General features: G+C 54.1%; 14 protein-coding genes. 13 read left to right on the forward strand and 1 reads right to left on the reverse strand.

Features of this window, described 5'->3' with window-relative positions:
• The first annotated feature begins 1 nt into the window (after position 1).
• Together glcF and hglS are read left to right on the forward strand one after the other, a co-directional pair.
• Positions 2-1,222 (forward strand): glycolate oxidase subunit GlcF, encoded by a 1,221-nt coding sequence (glcF, locus tag HKK53_RS08185; RefSeq protein WP_169370388.1) that lies wholly within the window; start codon positions 2-4, stop codon positions 1,220-1,222.
• An 88-nt stretch (positions 1,223-1,310) separates the two neighbouring features.
• Entirely contained in the window at positions 1,311-2,702 is a 1,392-nt protein-coding gene (gene hglS, locus HKK53_RS08190) for a 2-oxoadipate dioxygenase/decarboxylase HglS (protein ID WP_169370389.1), read from the forward strand.
• A gap of 138 nt (positions 2,703-2,840) precedes the next feature.
• On the opposite strand, the gene HKK53_RS08195 is transcribed toward hglS, so the two are convergent.
• Positions 2,841-3,518 (reverse strand): type 1 glutamine amidotransferase domain-containing protein, encoded by a 678-nt coding sequence (locus HKK53_RS08195; protein ID WP_169370390.1) that lies wholly within the window; start codon positions 3,516-3,518, stop codon positions 2,841-2,843.
• A gap of 427 nt (positions 3,519-3,945) precedes the next feature.
• Here HKK53_RS08195 and HKK53_RS08200 point away from each other — a divergent pair, with 427 nt between their 5' ends.
• From HKK53_RS08200 to HKK53_RS08250, 11 genes are all read left to right on the forward strand, one after another.
• Positions 3,946-4,461 (forward strand): Hcp family type VI secretion system effector, encoded by a 516-nt coding sequence (locus tag HKK53_RS08200; RefSeq protein ID WP_054051032.1) that lies wholly within the window; start codon positions 3,946-3,948, stop codon positions 4,459-4,461.
• Between the two features lie 131 nt (positions 4,462-4,592).
• Positions 4,593-6,686, forward strand: a complete 2,094-nt coding sequence (tssI, locus tag HKK53_RS08205; protein ID WP_169370391.1) for a type VI secretion system Vgr family protein — start codon at positions 4,593-4,595, stop codon at positions 6,684-6,686.
• Positions 6,683-9,904 (forward strand): hypothetical protein, encoded by a 3,222-nt coding sequence (locus tag HKK53_RS08210; RefSeq protein WP_169370392.1) that lies wholly within the window; start codon positions 6,683-6,685, stop codon positions 9,902-9,904. The genes tssI and HKK53_RS08210 overlap by 4 nt, the downstream gene beginning before the upstream one ends.
• Positions 9,901-11,154 (forward strand): hypothetical protein, encoded by a 1,254-nt coding sequence (locus HKK53_RS32565; protein ID WP_237150734.1) that lies wholly within the window; start codon positions 9,901-9,903, stop codon positions 11,152-11,154. Before HKK53_RS08210 ends, HKK53_RS32565 begins: the two co-directional genes overlap by 4 nt.
• A 453-nt stretch (positions 11,155-11,607) precedes the next feature.
• Complete coding sequence (locus HKK53_RS08220) at positions 11,608-12,738, forward strand: hypothetical protein (protein ID WP_169370393.1); 1,131 nt, start codon at positions 11,608-11,610, stop codon at positions 12,736-12,738.
• A 1,060-nt stretch (positions 12,739-13,798) separates the two neighbouring features.
• Positions 13,799-14,428: a hypothetical protein gene (locus HKK53_RS08225; RefSeq protein ID WP_169374206.1), complete on the forward strand. Its 630-nt coding sequence runs from the start codon at positions 13,799-13,801 to the stop codon at positions 14,426-14,428.
• Between the two features lie 105 nt (positions 14,429-14,533).
• A complete protein-coding gene (locus HKK53_RS08230; protein ID WP_169370394.1) occupies positions 14,534-15,262 on the forward strand; it encodes a permease in 729 nt (242 codons plus the stop codon).
• Between the two features lie 721 nt (positions 15,263-15,983).
• A complete protein-coding gene (locus tag HKK53_RS08235; RefSeq protein ID WP_169374207.1) occupies positions 15,984-16,613 on the forward strand; it encodes a hypothetical protein in 630 nt (209 codons plus the stop codon).
• Between the two features lie 98 nt (positions 16,614-16,711).
• A complete protein-coding gene (locus HKK53_RS08240) occupies positions 16,712-17,395 on the forward strand; it encodes a hypothetical protein (RefSeq protein ID WP_169370395.1) in 684 nt (227 codons plus the stop codon).
• A gap of 121 nt (positions 17,396-17,516) precedes the next feature.
• Entirely contained in the window at positions 17,517-19,379 is a 1,863-nt protein-coding gene (locus HKK53_RS08245; protein ID WP_169370396.1) for a hypothetical protein, read from the forward strand.
• Between the two features lie 99 nt (positions 19,380-19,478).
• A complete protein-coding gene (locus HKK53_RS08250) occupies positions 19,479-19,844 on the forward strand; it encodes a hypothetical protein (protein WP_169370397.1) in 366 nt (121 codons plus the stop codon).
• Positions 19,845-19,882 lie beyond the last annotated feature (38 nt).

The following is a 19,882-nucleotide window of genomic DNA, read 5'->3' on the forward strand; positions in this document are numbered from 1 at the left end:
CATGCAAACCACCCTCAGCGAGCAGTCGCGCAAACTGCCACGGGCCGCCGAAGCGGAAAAGATCCTGCGCACCTGCGTGCATTGCGGCTTCTGCAACGCCACCTGCCCGACCTATCAATTGCTGGGCGATGAACTGGACGGCCCGCGCGGGCGCATCTACCTGATCAAGCAAGTGCTCGAAGGCGCCCCCGCCACGGCGAAAACCCAATTGCACCTGGACCGTTGCCTGTCGTGCCGCAACTGCGAAACCACCTGCCCGTCCGGGGTGGATTATCACAACCTGTTCGACATCGGCCGGGCCGTGGTCGATCAAGCGGTGCCGCGTCCGATGGGTCAGCGCCTGTTGCGTGAAGGGTTGCGGGCGTTGGCGCCGAATCCGAACCTGTTCAAGTCGCTGCTGCGGATCGGCGCGACGTTCCGGCCGTTATTGCCACGCACGGTTGAAATGAAGTTGCCCCACGACCTGCCCGCCACCGGCGAGCGCCCTGCCCCGCGGCATGCGCGGCGAGTGTTGATGCTCGAAGGCTGCGTGCAACCCGGTCTGTCGCCCAACACCAACGCAGCGACGGCGCGGGTGCTGGATCGGTTGGGGATCAGCGTGATCCCAGCGCCCGAGGCCGGTTGTTGCGGTGCATTGGACTATCACCTCGACGCCCAGGCCAAAGGGCTGGACCGCGCCCGGCACAACATCGATGCCTGGTGGCCGCATATCGAAAGCGGTGCCGAAGCGATTGTGCAGACCGCCAGTGGTTGCGGCGCGTTCATCAAGGATTACGGGCATTTGCTGGAGGGTGACCCGGCGTATGCGGCCAAGGCACTGCGGGTCAGTGCGCTGGCGCTGGACCTGGTGCAAGTGCTGGCCGATGAACCCCTGGAGAAGGTCTGCGCCGCGACGGATCAACGCATCGCCTTCCATTGCCCCTGCACCTTGCAGCACGCGCAGAAACTTGGCGGCGCGGTCGAGGCCGTGCTGAGCCGCTTGGGCTTCAACCTCACCGCCGTGCCGGACAGTCATTTATGTTGTGGTTCCGCCGGGACTTATTCGTTGACGCAACCGGAACTGGCCCGGCAACTGCGGGACAACAAGCTCAACGCCCTGGAAAGTGGCCATCCGTCACTGATCGTCACCGCCAACATCGGCTGCCAGAGCCACCTCGCCAGCGCCGGGCGAACCCAGGTCCGGCACTGGATCGAATTGGTAGACCAGTCGCTGGGAGAATGAAGTTCGTAGGAATCTTCGTTTGTCGGCGTGGCAGAAGGCTGCGATCTTTTCCCGCATCCTCTCTGTTACCGCGCCAGGAATTTTTTTCATGAACCACCCCCGCTTCGTCAGCCCCGACCTGATCCGCCAGCGCTTCTCCAAAGCGATGTCCGACATGTACCGCGAAGAAGTGCCGCTGTACGGCGCGTTGATGGAATTGGTGGAGCAAACCAACCGCCAGGTGCTGTCCAGCGAAACGCAGATCGCCCAACAGCTCGAAAGCACCGGCGAAATCCAGCGCCTGGACCTGGAACGTCACGGCGCCATCCGCGTCGGCACCGCCGCTGAACTGGCCACCCTTGCACGGCTGTTTGCGGTGATGGGCATGCAACCGGTGGGCTATTACGACCTGACCCCGGCCGGGGTTCCGGTGCATTCCACGGCGTTCCGCGCGGTGCATGAAGCGGCGCTGCAAGTCAGCCCGTTCCGGGTGTTCACCTCGTTGCTGCGCCTGGAGCTGATCGAAGATCTGGAACTGCGCGCCTTTGCCCAATCGGTGCTGGATAAACGCTCGATCTTCACCGTTGAGACGTTGGCGCTGATTGAACAGGCCGAAACCCACGGTGGGCTCACCGAGAAGCAAGCCTGGGAATTCGTCGAGCAGGCCCTGGAAACCTTCCGCTGGCACCACAGCGCCACCGTCACCGCCGCGCAATACCAGCAACTCAGCGCCCAGCATCGACTGATCGCCGACGTGGTGGCGTTCAAAGGCCCACACATCAACCACCTGACCCCGCGCACCCTGGACATCGATATCGTCCAGGCGCAAATGCCCGCCCACGGCATCACCCCCAAAGCCGTGATCGAAGGCCCGCCGCGCCGCCATTGCCCGATCCTGCTGCGCCAGACCAGCTTCAAAGCGCTGGACGAGCCGATTGCCTTTACCGATCAAGACCAGACACGCGGCAGCCACAGCGCCCGTTTCGGTGAAATCGAGCAACGTGGTGCGGCGCTCACGCCTAAAGGTCGGGCGCTTTACGACCGTTTGCTTAACGCCGCCCGTGATGAGTTGAAGGATTTTCCGAATGAAGCCAACGCCGTCCGTTACAACGAATTGATGAGCCAACACTTTGGCGAATTCCCTGACACGCTGGAGGGCATGCGCCGACAGGAACTGGCGTACTTTCGCTACTTCGTGACGGAAAAGGGATTGGCGGCGGATGGGCTGGACGGTGTCTCGCTGGACGACTTGCTCAGCGGCGGGTATGTGCGGGTTGAACCCATGGTGTATGAGGACTTTTTGCCGGTGAGTGCGGCGGGGATTTTCCAGTCGAACCTGGGAGATGCGGCGCAAACCCGCTATGACGTGCAATCGAATCAGCAGGCTTTTGAACAGGCGCTGGGGCGGTCGACCATTGATGAGCTCGGGTTGTATGCGGCGACGCAGCGGCGGTCGATTGAGGCGTGTTATGAGGCACTGGGATTGCCGGACCTGAGCTGAGTTTGTGGAACACCTTTGTGGCGAGGGAGCTTGCTCCCGCTGGGCTGCGCAGCGGCCCCAAAACTCTTCGAACGACAGAGATTTTTGTGAGTGCTGCGCACTCAAGCGGGAGCAAGCTCCCTCGCCACAGGAAAGTGCTTAGGTCAGCTTCGCCAACAACGCTTTGGCCGTCGCCTCCGAAGACGCGGGGTTCTGCCCGCTCAGCAACAACCCATCGGTGGTGATATAGCTCGCCCAATCAGCACCCTTCGAATAAATCCCGCCGTTGGCCTTCAACACATCCTCGACCAAAAACGGCACCACATCGGTCAACTGCACCGCCTCTTCTTCCGTGTTGCTAAACCCGGTCACCCGCTTGCCTTTGACCAACGGTTGCCCCTGCGCATCCTTGACGTGACGCAGCACGCCCGGTGCATGGCAGACCGTCGCCACCGGTTTACCGGCCTTGTAAAACGCCTCGATCAACGCGATCGAGTCTTGGTCTTCCGCCAAATCCCACAGCGGGCCATGGCCACCTGGATAGAACACGGCGTCGAAATCTTCAGCCTTCACGCTGCTCAACACCACGGTAGATGCCAGCGCAGATTGCGCAGCCGAATCCTTGCGAAAACGATCGGTTGCGGCAGTTTGCGCGTCCGGCTCGTCGCTTTTCGGGTCCAGTGGTGGCTGGCCGCCCTTGGGCGAGGCCAGGGTCAGCTGAGCACCGGCGTCCTTGAACGTGTAATACGGCGCAGCGAATTCTTCCAGCCAGAAGCCGGTTTTCTTACCGGTGTTTCCCAACTGATCGTGGGACGTTAGAACCATCAGGATATTCATATCGTTCTCACTTGATTTGCGGATTATTCGTACGCTCAACGGCGCGTAGGTACAGAGCCATTGACCACCCGGCAGCGCGGTTCGTTTCGTCGCATATATCGGCGCCGACCTTGAATGATGGCGCATGGCCTTGATGCGCAAGAAGTTGCGCACTTATTTTGCGAAAACGCCATCCAATATCGCTAAGCGCCAACCCCGCTGTGGCCTGTAGACGAGTGCGCAAGAAGTTGCGCAGTACTGCGCAACTTCTTGCGCACTTTGTGGGGTGTTTTCCCTTCAACATCACGCAAGTGATTGAAATACCTCGGCCATCCCCCCGGTTTATATAGCCCTCACCTTTTCTGGCACGGACCTTGATAACAGTTAGGCACCCACCGGGCGATTTCGCCTCCGGGCACTTTTATTTATCAAGCAAGGAGAGCATCCCATGGCAACACCTGCCTACATGTCCGTCACTGGCGAAAAACAAGGCCTGATCACTGCTGGCGCATTCACCGCTGACTCCGTTGGCAACACCTACCAGGAAGGTCACGAAGACCAGGTCATGGTTCAGGCGTTCAGCCACGACGTGATCATCCCGCGTGACCCGCAGTCCGGCCAACCAACCGGTCAGCGCGTTCACAAGCCAGTCGTGATCACCAAGGTCTACGACAAAGCTTCGCCACTGCTGCAAGCCGCTCTGACTTCCGGCGAGCGCATGAGCGAAATCGTTATCCAGTGGTACCGCACTTCGGCCCAAGGGACCCAAGAGCACTACTACACCACCAAACTGGAAGACGCGATCATCGTCGCCATCAACAACAAAATGCACAACTGCCAGGATCCGTCGAACTCCCACTTCACGCACCTGGAAGAAGTGCAGTTCACCTACCGTAAAATCACCTGGACCCACGAAGTATCCGGTACTTCGGGTTCCGATGACTGGCGTCAACCAGTCGCTTAATCGCGGCTGACCGCTTCACGCATCGGCCAGCTCTGCTGGTCGATGTTGTTTACGCCTTTCCAGAATTTTGCGTCTGCTGATCCTTTGATCGGGTATTGGTTTACGCCGCAGCACTGCACGAGGAACAAGGGATGTTCGCGCCGGCCAATCAGACCCACTTTGCCCTGACTATCGAAGGCCTTTCCAACGACCTGCAGGTCCTTGCCCTGCAAGGCCGGGAAGCCATCAGCCAGCCCTTTGTGTTTGAGGTGGAGCTGGTCAGTGAACAGCCGTCCCTGGACCTCGAAACGCTGCTGCACAAACCGGCCTTTTTGCAGCTCTCGCCTGACGGCAGTGGCATCCATGGTCAGATCTATCGCGCCGCCCAGGGTGAATCCGGCAAACGCCTGACCCGCTACGCGGTGACCCTGCGCCCGCAACTGTCCTACCTGGCGCACCGCATCAACCAGCGCATCTTCCAGAACCTCAGCGTGCCGAAAATCATCGGCATGGTCCTCGAAGAGCACGGCATCCAGAGCAACGCCTACGAATTCAAAGTCGGGGCGATTTATCCCGAGCGCATTTACTGCGTCCAGTACGATGAATCGGACCTGCACTTCATCCAGCGCCTGTGCGAGGAAGAAGGTATCCACTACCACTTCCAGCACAGCGCCACGGCCCACAAACTGGTGTTCGGCGATGACCAGACGGTGTTCCCGAAACTCAAGCCTGTGGCCTACCAGCAAGACTCCGGCATGGTCGCCAACGACCCGGTGATCAAGCGCTTCGACCTGCGCCTGGAAACCCGCACCAGCCGCACCACCCGCCGCGACTACGACTTCGAAAAACCACGCCTCACCCTCGAAAGCGAAAACCGTGGCGACGCCCTGCCCGACCTCGAAGACTACGACTACCCAGGCCGCTTCATCGACCGCGAACGAGGCAAGCACCTGGCCAAACGCGCCCTCGAACGCCACCGCAGCGACTTCCAGCTCGCCGAAGGCCGCAGCGATCAACCGATCCTGGTCAGCGGCCACTTCCTGGCCCTGACCCAACACCCGAAAGCCAAGTGGAACGACCTGTGGCTGCTCACCGAAGTCCTCCACGAAGGCAAACAGCCGCAAGTGCTGGAAGAGTCGGTCACCAGCAGCACCACTAACCTTAAAGACGACTTCCACCAGGGCTATCGCAACCGCTTCCAGGCCACCCCGTGGGACGTGCCGAACCGTCCACCGCTGAACCACCCAAAACCGCGAATCCTCGGCAGCCAGAGCGCCGTGGTCACCGGCCCCAAAGGTGAAGAAATCCACTGCGACCCATACGGCCGCGTCAAAGTGCAATTCCACTGGGACCGCGAAGGCCAGGCCGACGACAAAACCAGCTGCTGGCTACGCGTCTCCTCCGCCTGGGCCGGCGCCCACTACGGCGGCATCGCCATCCCGCGCATCGGCATGGAAGTACTGGTGACCTTCCTTGAAGGCGACCCCGACCAACCACTGATCAGCGGCTGCCTGTACCACAAGGAAAACATCGTCCCGTACGAGCTACCGGCCAACAAAACCCGCACCACCTTCAAAACCCTCAGCTCCCCCGGCGGCGGCGGCTACAACGAACTGCGCATCGAAGACAAAAAAGGCCAGGAACAAATCTTCCTCCACGCCCAGCGCGACTGGGATGAAAACGTCGAGCACGACCAGAAGATCCGCGTCGGCAATGAACGCCACGATACGGTTGAGAAGAACAGCTATACGGAGTTCAAGGCTGAAGAACACCACACGGTTTATGCCGACCGGAAGGTGGAGACACAGGCGAATGATCATTTGACGGTGGGGGTTAATCAGCACGTCAAGATTGGGACTGGGCAGTTTATTGAGGCCGGTCAGGAAATCCATCTCGACAGTGGCCTGAAAGTGGTAATGGAAGCGGGCACTGAATTAACCCTGATTGGCGGGGGAAGCTTCATCAAGATCGACGGCAGCGGCGTCACGCTAAGCGGGCCAGTGATCAACATGAACTCTGGCGGCAGCGCCGGTAATGGTACGGGGGCTGCGCCGATTCTTCCGACACCACCTAAACCCGCAGACACCGCGCCAGTCGGGCAGACGTTGGGCAATGCACCGGTCAACAATGCCGCACCGAGAAAAACCCCAGGCGAAAAAGGCCCGGAGGCTCTAATCGTCGATGTCTGGGGCGACCCTGAATTGGGCAGCCAATTGCAACTACTGGGCCCGGAGGGCAAGGCATGAGCAGTTTTAACGACAAGCCCATCAGCGAAGGGACTCGCAAGAAAACCGAATACGAGAATGAGCAAAAGTCGCGATTAGCGCTGAACGTAGAACGTACCGATGGCGGCAAACTGCAGATTCCGATCATGGTCGATGCCAAGACCACTCAAGAAGAAGAAAAGTACCAGCACAACACGTTGTTGGCGGTCACCCCGCTGGCGCGGCTGCCGGGGCATGACAAACTCAATGAAACGTTACAAGGCGCGTTACCGCGCCCTGGCCGCATCTATGTGTTCCTGAAAAACAAACTGTGGCGAGAACTGGAAACCGACGGTAAAGGTCAGCTGTTCGAAGTCGACGTGGCCCACTGGCGCAAGATTGCCGAGAAAAAAGGCGATGCCGACAAACGCGAACCAGTGTGCGTTAAACAATTTTTGATTCTAGTTCCGATGTTTCTACAGGGTCGATTCGTTGGCGACCAACTCAGCATGGCCTACAGCGAATTGCCATGGACATGGGAATACATCGAATGGCTTGAAAAGGACTCCGGACGGATCAAGGCGCGCAGCCAAAACATGGCGCCTGCCTGGGCGGCGACTGCGGGTGAAACGCAGATCTGGAAGGCTTCGTTGATTTATCCGGCGACACCGGTAAAGGGTCTAGTCAAAGGGTTGCGGGCGCGTGAACTGCACGCAGAAACCCTGATGGAAGATCCCAGCCTGTTTACTCCGGATTTGAAGACTCTGCCAGACACAGCAATCATCAAACAATTAGAAAAATATCACCAAGAGCTCGCCGGGCATCTCGGTACCAGCCCACCTTCACCACCAGGCGCTCTACCTGAAAGCAAAGACTTGCTTAACGAATATAAGATTCGCGATTACCCTCACTTGGTGGGGTTCATAGTCGACGACCCTTTATTTACGTTCCGTCACGCTGTTGCTCAGTCCAGACTGGCCGTCGAACTGCTTCAAACACTCAATGCGCTTGTACCCTACCAACCCTTTGGTCACTACGCCGAGCTTTTGTATCAAGAGACGCTGTCGCCTGCGGGTAGTTTGAAAGACTTACTCCCGCACATAGATCAAGAAGGGCTGAAAAAAACGACGTTCCATTTTGAACGAGAAAAAGCTCGCGAAGTTATTTATATTCAGCAAGAACGCATGCTCGACTTGGTAACAAAGAGTTTACCGCCTATCTGGAATGACTACACCTACAGCAAGGATGAGCGGCTGCTCGAACCTTACGCCCTATTGGTGGAGTTGCTGGAGTTGTTGGGTCGCTCTGCAAAAAAATCCGATCCACGGTGTATAGAGCCAGAAGACATCAAGGTCAGCGCAGCAGTATTCAAGATAAGTAAAGAGTTGGCCGCCGCCACTCACGTCCTAACAAAAGACCTGCTGCCGCCAACTAACGGTGAGCTACCAGCATTGGCAAGCAGGCTTGCTGTATTCCAAAGCAACGGCAAAAACGCGACCCCAGAAAATCTTGGGTTGAGTTCGTTATCGTTGTTCACCAACTTATATATCGGCCAGAACGTATCACTCGCGATAGATGAATTGGCAGCCCACATCGCACACGCGACTGCAACGGTGGCAAAACAAGTAGCCGAAAGCAAAAATGTTACTCAAGTCGAAATGGTTAGAGTCTTCGGCCCTAGTTTCACATTTGCCAACAAATTCGCCAGTAAAGCAAAAAACCTGAAATTGATCACTCAAGGTGAGGCCTTGGGTAAAGATTTAGTCGTATTGGGCATTCATGGCGCGGGATTGAGTTTCGGTATCTCTCCCGACGAACGAACTACTTTCACGCGCAAAAACTTCCTTGTGGCCAATTTGGAAGGGAAAAACGGGAAAATTGTTGGTACAACAAGCGGTAAGGTAGCGGAACGCCTCGCCTTCGCAAAGAAAGAGTTAGGCTACGTAATGGTAGTGGCAGGTCCCGCGAACGACCCCGCCGTTCAGGAATATATGAAATGGCGTATGGCTATGCCTAGGATGTCGTCCGCCGAAAAATTAAGCAGTAACGTTGCGTTACCTGGGATAGCGACGGCTTTTGCAGCGTTTAGTTTATATGCGAACACGGTGGGGGCGTTGTCTCTATTATCAGGAGAAAGATCGCGGTTTTTCGCAGGAGCTATGGCAGCAGGTATTGATCTTGGTTTAGCCGCCAACAACGTTGCATTGAAAATTTTGGTTAACTCGAAAGCTACGCAATCACCTTGGCTTGCTTTTTGGGAAAACGGACGTTTCGATACAAAAAACTGGAAAGGTAATTTCTCGGAAAACCTTCTCAAACGTACCGGAAGTAGTTGGCTCAACTGGACTCGTATAGGGTCAACCTTTGCTGTCGCAGCCACTACCGCTCTTTTTATTTGGGATGCGGTTCGAGCAGCTAAGCAGGGTGAAAATGATGTAGCAATGGCCTATAGTTTGGCTGCCGTCGGCTCTGGCATGTGGGCACTTTATACCGTTGGATTTTTGGCGAGTCCTTGGATACTTGGAATCGGGATCACCCTGTTTGTGGTGGGACTTGTAGGAAGTGCTTTATTAGCCAACAGCCCAGTAGAGCAATCTGTCAAACAGGGGCCTTTTGGTGATAGTGATCGACTAACACATCTGAATGACCCGTTGATTGCATACCAACAACTGCTTGGCATACTAGGCGCCCCCCGATTTAAAATTTACCGGTTAAAAAATTGGCAACAAGAGGTCAGCAAAGAAGACAACAGCCAACTTCTTTCTGCTGCAAGAGAAAGCAACACAATATTAGCTCCAAATGATTGGGCCGTGGAACTGCAAACTCCTCTTCTGAGCCACTTTGATAATGAGTCAACGTTCAAAATCACAGCCAAAGAAACCGTGCGCACACTACAAAACGATAGCGGTTGGGACTATCGCCCTCCGACAGAAATCCCCAAAGAAAAACTTGGCGGAGTTGTATTGGATGGAACTCGGGTACTTTATATACTTGCAAACCAGAACTACGCAATTGCGGAAAATGATCCGAGCCGGCAACTTCGTACATGCGAGTACAGTTTAAAGGTCTCTGGTCAATTTGAGTTGGGGCAGCGTCAATGTAATGCAGGAGAGCCATTTCCCGCGTATCGTAACATCGCGCTTCCGCAACCTAAACCTAGCGCGTGGGTGCCTTACCCCGGTCCTGAACCAGAAAAAAATGATGGTGCCGGAGACGTACCCTACTGGCTGATAGAGCAGAGAGATTTTGCGAAAATATGAATAGTTTAAATTTTGAACCACTTAACTATGGCCCGGCCTCATTCAACAGCGGCAAAATTCCGACTCAACCCGGACACCGAGGGCGCGAGAATTCTACCCGCTCAGGCCTTTTCCGGACGACGTTGTGCTGGGGGAACTACGCCAATCTCCAACCTTGGCAAGATGTCAGCGCTCAACTCAATTCAGGCATGCAAAATTCATCGGCCCCAGAAAGTAGCGTCGATCACTACATTAACCATCATCGCTGGAGTTTTGAAACCTCCAGTATATTTTTAACGCTTCTGCCTTTTCTTAAATGGTGGTCCATCGCATTTTTTCCATGGATATTGTGGGGATTCGGAATGACTGAAGCATTTTCGAATTTTTTCGACGAGATCAATGCATCTAAAGGTGTGTATATCACCATGGTGCTTATGCTACTAATAGTAGCCACCACATTAATATCAATTGCATTAAGTGCTTGGATGATGTGGAGAGACAACCCCAAGTATAAAAAATATCTATTCTTGGTATCGATTGAGTTTTTAGTAGTTTTCGCTTCAAGCTTTTTAAACTTTCAGACCGCACCAGATGATACCTCTCCACTATGGTTAAGCCTCGCGATGGGTGCGACGGTATTTATGGGGCTAGTCGGCTGGGACTATATAACTATTTATTACTTACGTATATTCAAACACGATGGCAGTGAACTCAATAGAAAAACAGGTATAGTCACCGTTGCTCGCCGCTTCCGCCCTGCCTTTACTGCACCATTTTATGAGTTCGACGCGACCATGGAATTACGACCAAGTCCGCACGGCAATAGCAGCATGACCGTCTGGTTGCACCATCGCTATAGCGACTTTGAGATATTTCTTGGAGGCAAGGTTCAATCATTGGGCATGAGTCGTGAAGAGTGCCTTGCATTCTGGGATACATTACAGCGTTATATGGACGTGAGTCAGCCATTGCCGGAACTACCAATCCTTGAACAATTCCGTCATCTTGATCCAACCACTGCTGCACACGACAAACTGTCCAATCGCCCCCTACGCCGATGGCGTGATACTAAATATAAAGTTTGGGATCGCACTGAGCGGCCGGCCATGATGCGGAGAAACTTGCAGTACCCTTGGCAAAGCCAAGCGTGCATTTTAATGGCCAGAATCGATCCTACACTTAGCATCGAGGCTTATTATCGCGCTCAAGAGGCGAAAGGCATACACTCAACTCCGAAGGCAGATGATTACGACAACATTCATCGCGGCTAAATGAAACATATGCAGTAAGTGGAAAGGTTTATTTTCTAAGCATATTCTTGCCAGGAAATCGCGTAAATAAATCCGTCCCGTTTTTCCACCAGTTGAAAATCGGGGCGTACCGCATTAACACAATTCTCATAGATCGGGCGCAGACCACAGAACGCTGGGAGATTCTTAGCGAGCCTGTTGTGGCCAGACTACGCCGTGTGGAAGACAATCAAGTGGTTCTCTGCGTCGGGTACCCAGAGACCAACGAACGGATTGTGGGTAAATCTCGTGAGGAATTGATGCTCGTTGTGGCTGTTCAAAGCACCAGTTCCAGTGGGCAGCCTCAACAGAGAACACACTATATTCGTTTTGATCCAAGGGGAGTTGGCGCCTTCCCTTCAGTTGATCGAGTCCCACCTCCCCCTCAAGCGCCTCTGCTCCAGGTAGAACCCCTGATGATGGAATTTGCTTCGCATGTCTAAAAACCTTGATATCGACCCGATAGATCCAGCGGCAAGGCAATTGCACCGCGCAGGAGACATCGAGCGGTTCCCCTCTGGCAACACGACGTTTTTGGCACCATTGCCGCTGCCCACCGACGCATCCCCACACAGCCCTTATGTAAGCGATCTCAACGATACGTATCTGGATTTCGGCGGCGGCAAACCACAAGTGTTTTCATGGCAGATGACACTGGGTGGTCCTTTTACCGCTGCGCTCTTAATGGTCTTAGGTGGCCCGATTATCATCGCACTCTTTGGTGCAAGCTTCGGCTACGGTCGGGCTGACATTCGGGGTGCGATGCAAGGCGTCTTTTTAGCTACTCGCGAACCAGCTATCTGGATGTATTTGGGCGGCCTGGGCATCGGCCTCGCCGTGTGGCTCTACAATCATAAAAAGTACACACAAGTCACCCCGACCCGCTTCAACCGTCAGCGCCGTGAAGTCTGCTTCATGCCCACGGGCGCAGAAGCTCCGGTTTTTGTGCCTTGGGAATCGCTCTCCGCCTGGGTGGTTCAGGCGCAAGGCGCAACCCAGTATGGTGTTCGGCGACAGTACGGCATGGGCATGGGGTTCCATCACGAGGGACAGTTGGTCAGCGTTGAATTCGTTTGTGGCGGTCTGCCACTTGCCATAGCCCATTGGGAGGCCGTGCGTGCCTACATGGAATACGAAGTCCACGACCTAAAAAGCATTCAGGACCCCATGGACCTGCAAGGTCCAGATGATCCACCCCATGAAGGGATGCACACTTTCCGCAATGCCCGGGCACGCCTGCACCGCCGGATTCGCGAAAAGGAAGTTGGGTGGGTCTATGCCTTTTTCTGGTACCTCTACCACCTCATGACATTCTGGACGTTACCCAATCGAATCGTCGAATGGGAAATTCGCCGCATTGCGAAAGTCGGACGCAAGGCATTGCCGCAAGCCATGCGTGATTGGTCCGAGCCACTACCTGAAGAGCAATGGGCAAAGCCAAGCGATGTTTTGGTCAGACTGAGTAAACGGGTGAAAGAACTAAAAAAGCAAAAACGCCTGCGCTCAATCACTGAAATTTTTGCAGAAGTTTATCAGGCAGAAAACGGCGGAAAGAAAAAGGCGTGATGTTTTACACAAACAAAGGTGCTTTTTCAGACCTAATCCGCTTGCATTAAAACAAGGTGAACGGGAACCCCATTAGCCGGTCTCCATTCAAGGCAAAAGCCAACTCTCCCTGCAGTTTTTAACTGCAGGGTTGCCCTCTCTCTCAACCTGCCCGGATGAACCCGTCGTACCCGTTTTCTCGTCGATGGCTACGGTCGAGTCCTGCCTGACACCCATGTGGATCAAGCGGTAAAGGTGTTGCATGCACCGCCCTGGCAGTGAACTGCCCCAGAGAAACGTTGGTGCCGCCAGTGGTCCAAACCTCTGTCGCCCGAACAATGGTCCCAGCGCTCTCCAGAGCTGGAACAGGCTATCCGCCAGCGACAGGCCGAGTTGAAAGCCGATAACCGCCAAGAATCAGCCACGACCTCAATCACGCCGGTAACCGCAAGGGATTGGCACACTAAAATACTGAGTTCTCTCTATGACCGTACAAATGGATACCCCGTACGCTGCCAGTGCTTATCGCAGCAACAGTCATGAGCCTTTACCACCGCCGAAATGGGCGGGAGATGCCAATCGCTCAGGGAACTTTGATACCCATCTCGCCTTTGGTCATTACGCCAATTTGGAGCCGGCGATGGAGGTCAATACCCAGTTGCAGGGTGAGGAGCAGAGGATTTACCAGCAACAGCAGGGACAAAAAAAACAAAACGTGTATTGCGATGCGCGGCGTTGGTGCTTTCAAAACTCGAGCAAAATCCCACATTTGCTATTCGTACTAAAAATAGCGTGTATTTCTTTTATATGGGTTCCTTGGTCCGTTTGGATCATAGGATCAATTAAGCCGGAGCTTGGATATGGACCTCCTGACACAGGTCTCGCACTTCTAATTGCATTTTCCGCTGTTGCCTTAATGCTAACTTCTTTAACTTTATATATGACAGGAAAAAAAATAGTCCACCATCTACAAATCGCGGGTTTCATTATCGGCGCCATTACTGTGTTTTGGTTTAAGGGTTCGGTCTTGGGAGGTAGCAGTATGCAGATCGCTTTATGGGCCGGTGCTTTCCTTTATTTCATGGCGACCATAGGTTCAGATGCTCTACTCTGGCTCCACAGCAAAATCACCACCCACGACGGAAGCGAATTCAACCGCATCGACGGCATGCTTCGCTTCAAACGCCGTTTCCGCCGCCTCTTCGTTGCGCCGTTCGAAGAATTCGACCCAGTGCTGCAACTGCTACCCAGCGGTTATGGCTCCCATGACTATCTCCTGTGGCTGCATCACCGCTACACCGACAACAAGGTTTGTCTGGCCACCAAAGTCCACGCGTTGGGCCTCGACCAGGCGAATGCACTGGCCTTCTGGGATTGCCTACAACGCTACATGGACGTCACGCAACCGCTGCCGGACCTGCCAGTGCTGGAGCAAAGTCGCCACCTCGACCCCATAACTGTTGCCTACGACGCTAAAACTGGCCGTAACCCGAGACGCTGGCGCGACCAGTCGGAAAGAGGGTGGCTGGCCACGGGTCTCAAGCAGCTAAGCCAACAGTTGCAGCAATACCCTTGGCAAAAACAGCCCTGCATCATAAAGGCTCGAATTGATTCGTCCCTGAGCATCGAAGCTTACTACCGCGCTCAGGAAGCGAAAGGCATCCAGGCGACGCCGAAGGCCGATGACTTTGATGATGTTCATCGTGGTTGAACGTAAAGTTTAAAAGGGATAACTTATTTTCTTTGCATTCCTTGACTGGAGGTCGCGTAAAAATAAACCTATCCCATTTTTTTGTACTTCGGGAATAAAGAAGAAATGCACAAAGAAAAAAAACCTGACAACGACATAAAACAAAATGAGGCATCAATAGAGCAAAGCGACTTCATCCACTCCATGGAAGGAAGCCAGTTGATGTCATGGACAAGTAAGGTCCTAAATCAACCTAGACGCGAAATAATCTTAGGTCCAATAATAATCCTAGGCCTAGCCATGACAATATGCCTGGCGATCACTTGGAAAATGTGGGGACAAATCGGAGAAAATCTAGATATTTGGTCTGGAATGTGCGTTATAGTCTTCACCATGTTAGGTGGTCTTCTTTTAATAACAAGACAAAAAACCATATTTAATTACCGAGCTACTACAACCGGAATTGCAGTTGAGCACGCTCTCCACTACCCTGAATTTGCTGGCCCTTTGTTCAAAGGCAGTGCAATATTCGTAGTTCTTTTATTCATCGGAATAGCGGTTTACACAAATTCATTGATATTTCTATTTGGTCCGGTAGCAATGTCCTTAGGCGCAGCGAAATTTTTACTCGGTTGGAAAAATGAAAAAAAATACGAAAAAAGCAGGCCATGGAACGAGTACAATTTTGTTACCGTTGATAGGCCCAGTTCTGTTGTAGTCATTCATCGGACCGACAAGACCGTAGGGTTTGAAACCCGCTTTGAAAACAAAAAAAATCTTGAGCAATATTTACAGTTACTAAAAGAAGCACTGCCTAAAACCGCAGTTTTCACAGAAGACACTTGGCCATATTGAAAAAGCATGAAGAAGAATATAAGAAACGGGACAGATTTATTGGCCAATAATCAGCCATGACTTCATCCACGCCCGGCAACCGCTAGGGATTGGCACCTCAAAACACTGAGTTCTCTGTATGACCGTACAAAAGGATACCCCATACGCTGCCAGTGCTTATCGCAGCAACAGTCGTGAACCTGTGCCACCGCCAAAATGGTTAGAGGATGCCAATCGCTCAGGGAATTTTGATACCCATCTCGCCTTTGGTCATTACGCCAATTTGGAACCGGCGATGGAGATTACTACCCAGTTGCAAGGTGAAGAGCACACGCGCTATCTACAGCAGCAGACACTCGGAAAAAAAGAAGAAATTTACTGCGATGCTAAAAGTTGGCGCTTTCAAAACTCAAGCAAGGTCCCACATCTATTATTCTTACTAAAACTGATGAGTTTTCCTTTCATCTGGGTCGTTTGGGGAACTTGGATTTTGAGCTCGCTTCTACCCGGATTGGAGGTAGCGAAGTATCTGCGAGATTCGTCGCTACTACTCTTAGTTGTGGTATTTCTTCTTTTATCATTAGGCTCATTAACTCTTTATATGACAGGAAAAAAAATAGTTCACCACGTACAGATTATTGGTTTTATTGTTTGCGCCGGAATCGTGCTTGGAATGACGGGTTCATTATGGGGCCATAATAAACTGCAAGTAGCCCTATGGACCGGAGCCTTCCTCTACTTCATGGGTGCCATCGGTTTTGATTGCCTGCTCTGGCTCCACAGCAAAATCACCACCCACGACGGAAGCGAATTCAACCGCGTCGACGGCATGCTTCGCTTCAAACGCCGTTTCCGCCGCCTCTTCGTTGCACCGTTCGAAGAGTTCGACCCAGTGCTACAACTGCTTCCCAGCGGTTATGGCTCCCACGACTATGCCCTTTGGCTGCATCACCGCTACACCGACAACAAGATTTGTCTAGCTACCAAAGTCCACGCCTTGGGTCTCGACCAGGCGAATGCACTGGCCTTCTGGGATTGCCTACAACGCTACATGGACGTCACCCAACCGCTGCCGGACCTGCCAGTACTTGAGCAAAGTCGTCACCTCGACCCGATAACTGCCGCCTACGACGCCAAAACGGGCCGCAACCCGAGACGCTGGCGCGACCAGTCGGAAAAGGGTTGGCTGGCCACGGGTCTCAAGCAGTTGACTCAACAGTTGCAGCAATACCCTTGGCAACAACAACCCTGCATCATCAAGGCTCGCATTGATCCATCTCTGAGTATCGAGGCTTACTACCGCGCTCAAGAAGCTAAAGGCATGCACTCAACGCCGAAGGCCGATGACTTTGATGATGTTCATCGTGGTTGAGCGTAAAAGCTTGGGAGGGGCTGCCCAACGCACGCCCCTTCGACGCAAAACACACAAAGCAAAACCAGGAAGCTTCCCTACAAGGACCAGTAAGCAAGTTGAAACCCATAATCCCCTTGATCCTGGCAGCCACCGCCTTCAACGCCCAGGCAGATATCCAGGTCCAGATCTCCCCAATACCCGAACAACTGAAAAACCTGAAGCCAGTCGCCATCGCGGAAAGCAGCTTGGAAGAACGGAAACGGCTCGACCAAATCGAAGCAATAGTCCAACGCTTCAACCTGAACATTGAAGAGAAGTTCATCTACACGGGTAAATCGTCAGCCAACTCGCTCCTGGGAATTCTGGATGTCGTCTACAAAGTTTATCCAGAAGAAGCCCAGTTGCAGGTGGTCAAACTCGACATCCAAAAAGGGTACGCACGTGTCTACCCAGTCAGCCCCGAAGATATCCAGCCTTATTCAAGTTTCGCGGCGAGCCCGCTCGATGCCCGGATTGCCAACAATATCCTGAGTCCCGGTGCATCCGCAGCCCGATCCAAAGCCTATTTCAAAGACTGGTACGACACTTATCAGTCGTCTCGGGTCAAGCTCGCCCGAAAGGTTGTGGCGAGTGATGCTTGTGAGACTGTCACGAGTGTCGAGCTCTACAGTTTCAACGGGGATATGTTCACCGCGTTCTGCGGCAATGGCATGAAGTTCAATCAAACGCCGACGGAAGTTGAAGCGGACAAGCCTATTGATCCCGCGATAAAAAATTGGGTGGTCAAGCGGCCCCTGTGAGTTCGGGACTCATCCTCCTGAGCGTCAATTTCATTCAAATGGCGAGGCGCCTTCGCGCCGAGCTGCGCATTTTTATATGTCTGTGCGGTAAGCCCATTGGACATGTGTCAGGGAGACAACCATGAAGCATTCGATACGACGCCGACACTGCGCCCTCTTTACCGCGATCCTGCTGTCAACCTGCTCCGCCGTCTGGGCGGTGCCGGCGGATCAGGCAAAAGCTCGGCCACCCAGTCCTGCTCAGTTGATGCACGAAGCACAACGCCTGAGCAGCGAGAAATCACTGGCAGAGGCTACGGTCGCCGCCCGGGCGGCGATGGAGGCAGGCCGCAAGGGCAGCGCCATGGATTACACGGATCTCGAGGCGGGCGCCTTGCTCGTCGATCTGCTGCATCAGCAAGGGCGATACGACGAAGCCCGGAAAGCCGCCGAAGAGCAGATCGCGTATTGGGAGCGGGAATCGGCCGCTGTCGGGTCGACAAGCAGGCGCGACACCCGCATCACGAGCATGCTGGGCGTGGCGATCGAGGCAAGCATGATGGCGGGTGAACGAGCTGAGGTAGCACGCTTGCAGGAAAAGCTCTTCACGATCAACAGCCCCGAGCTCGGTCTGTGGCGCTTGTCGCCGGACGAACCGCGCTTGCATTACGAACTGGCTGACTTCTCGACGCCACTCCTGCTGGGGCAATGGAAACTGGCGAAGTTTGAGCCCGCAGAAAGACGTGATGTCACCACCAACCTCCTCTACACGCAGGCGTTGGCGAACGGACGCCTGAGCGCGGAGATTTCGCTGGTTTATGACGAAGCACAACGCAAGTACACGGCATCGCAACGCCAGGATTGGCTCAAACCCTATCAGGAGCAGCCTAAGCGTCGAGCATTTGCATCGGCGATGCCCGACCTCCCCTTCGCCGACCTGACCGCCGCAAAAATGGGAAGCCCAGAACAGTGTGACGGCGAGCAATGCACCAACATTCGCTGGACGGCGCTACGCGGTGACTGGCGCATGGACATTGATGTGATGTTCAAATCGCGAGACGAGGCCCAAGCCATTGAACAAATGCATAAGTTGTTCGCGTCACTGAAATGGCAAAGCGCACCAACGCTGTTCCGCGAGCGCACGATGGCCGAACAGACCCAAGACATGGATTCAACCTGGGAGCTTCCGGGTGGCTGGTCGAAGGCTGCTGAGCTCGCGAAAAAGGCGCTGCCCGACGCCTTTTTCCCGGATGAAGTTGCGCGTGTACAAACACTTATCGGCGTGTCGCAGTACCGGCACGGCGACCTCGACGCCGCTCGCCACTCGCTGGGTTTGGCCCTACCTGCCTGGGAGAATGGCTCTTCCTATCTACCCCTCTATCGCACTGCGCTGGATTACGCAGCGGACATCGCCTACCGCCAGGGCAGAACTCAGGAGGCCATCGCCCTGAACCGGAAGCTCATCGAATGGCAGCAAAGCGATGCGACGCTCGGCTGGGGAACACCGAAGGATAAAAATGCGCTGGTGAATAGCTGGAAAGGCATTCACCTGCCCTTGCGCGTGGGCGACTACCGTTTGAGAACGGACATGGAAAATCGTTTCTACTACGAAAACTTGCAAACAGGGGCACAGCTTGGCCTCACCGTGGATTCGGCTCAGACATCGGACGAAAAACTTGAGTCGTTGCTGCGCGCATTCATGGTGAAAAAGCTGGGGCTACAAGCCGCTGATATGCGCAAGACGAAATTCTCACCCAAATCGGCCGAACCAGAAAAGTCGCAAGCAACCGGGCAAATATGGGAGTTCGATGTGACGAAGCTGCCTGGCGAACAAGGTGCCGTGACTGACGACTACGTGGCTGGCATCCAGCGGAAAACGCCCACGAAGATGACGTTCTGGATTGTGGATCGCGAGGGGGTACGGTCGCTGCTACGGGCGCCAATCATGGAGGGTGGGCAATCCGGGAAAGAGGCGAATCAGATTGCGCAAGCGTTGTCCTGGTAGGGTTGGACGATGTGTCGGTAGTCGTGAAGATTGGGGGGCGGTGAGCATCCTGCCCACCCAATAAAAGAAAAAAGACGCTTAACCCGAGGCCTAATCCAAGTGAGCAGCAACCCGATCACCCCGAAAGACTTTGTCATTGGACTTAAAACGGCTGTCGTGGAGGAGAATATTTGTATTTACAGACAGCTTTTCGCCAACACGACCATTCACGATGCAACCGACGAATACTGGAGGCGAGCCTTAACCTTGTTCAACTCGCTACCTACCGAACAGCGAGAAGTTTTCTTTGAGGTCATCAGGCAGACAATGGTCGATACCACATCTAACCTTTTGGGAATCATGGATGGCGTCAGCACAATAGAGGGTGTAAACGATGCGTTTTCTCTGACTTACGGCATAGACAACGACACACTGACGGGTGACTTGCAGAGTTTGTTTTTGGCAGAAGAACAGCGCACATCGTAGAGAACAAAAAGCCCGGTGACATTTGCCGAACCGACTCA

The organism is Pseudomonas sp. ADAK7, assembly GCF_012935675.1.
In the GTDB taxonomy this organism is placed as follows: Bacteria; Pseudomonadota; Gammaproteobacteria; order Pseudomonadales; family Pseudomonadaceae; genus Aquipseudomonas.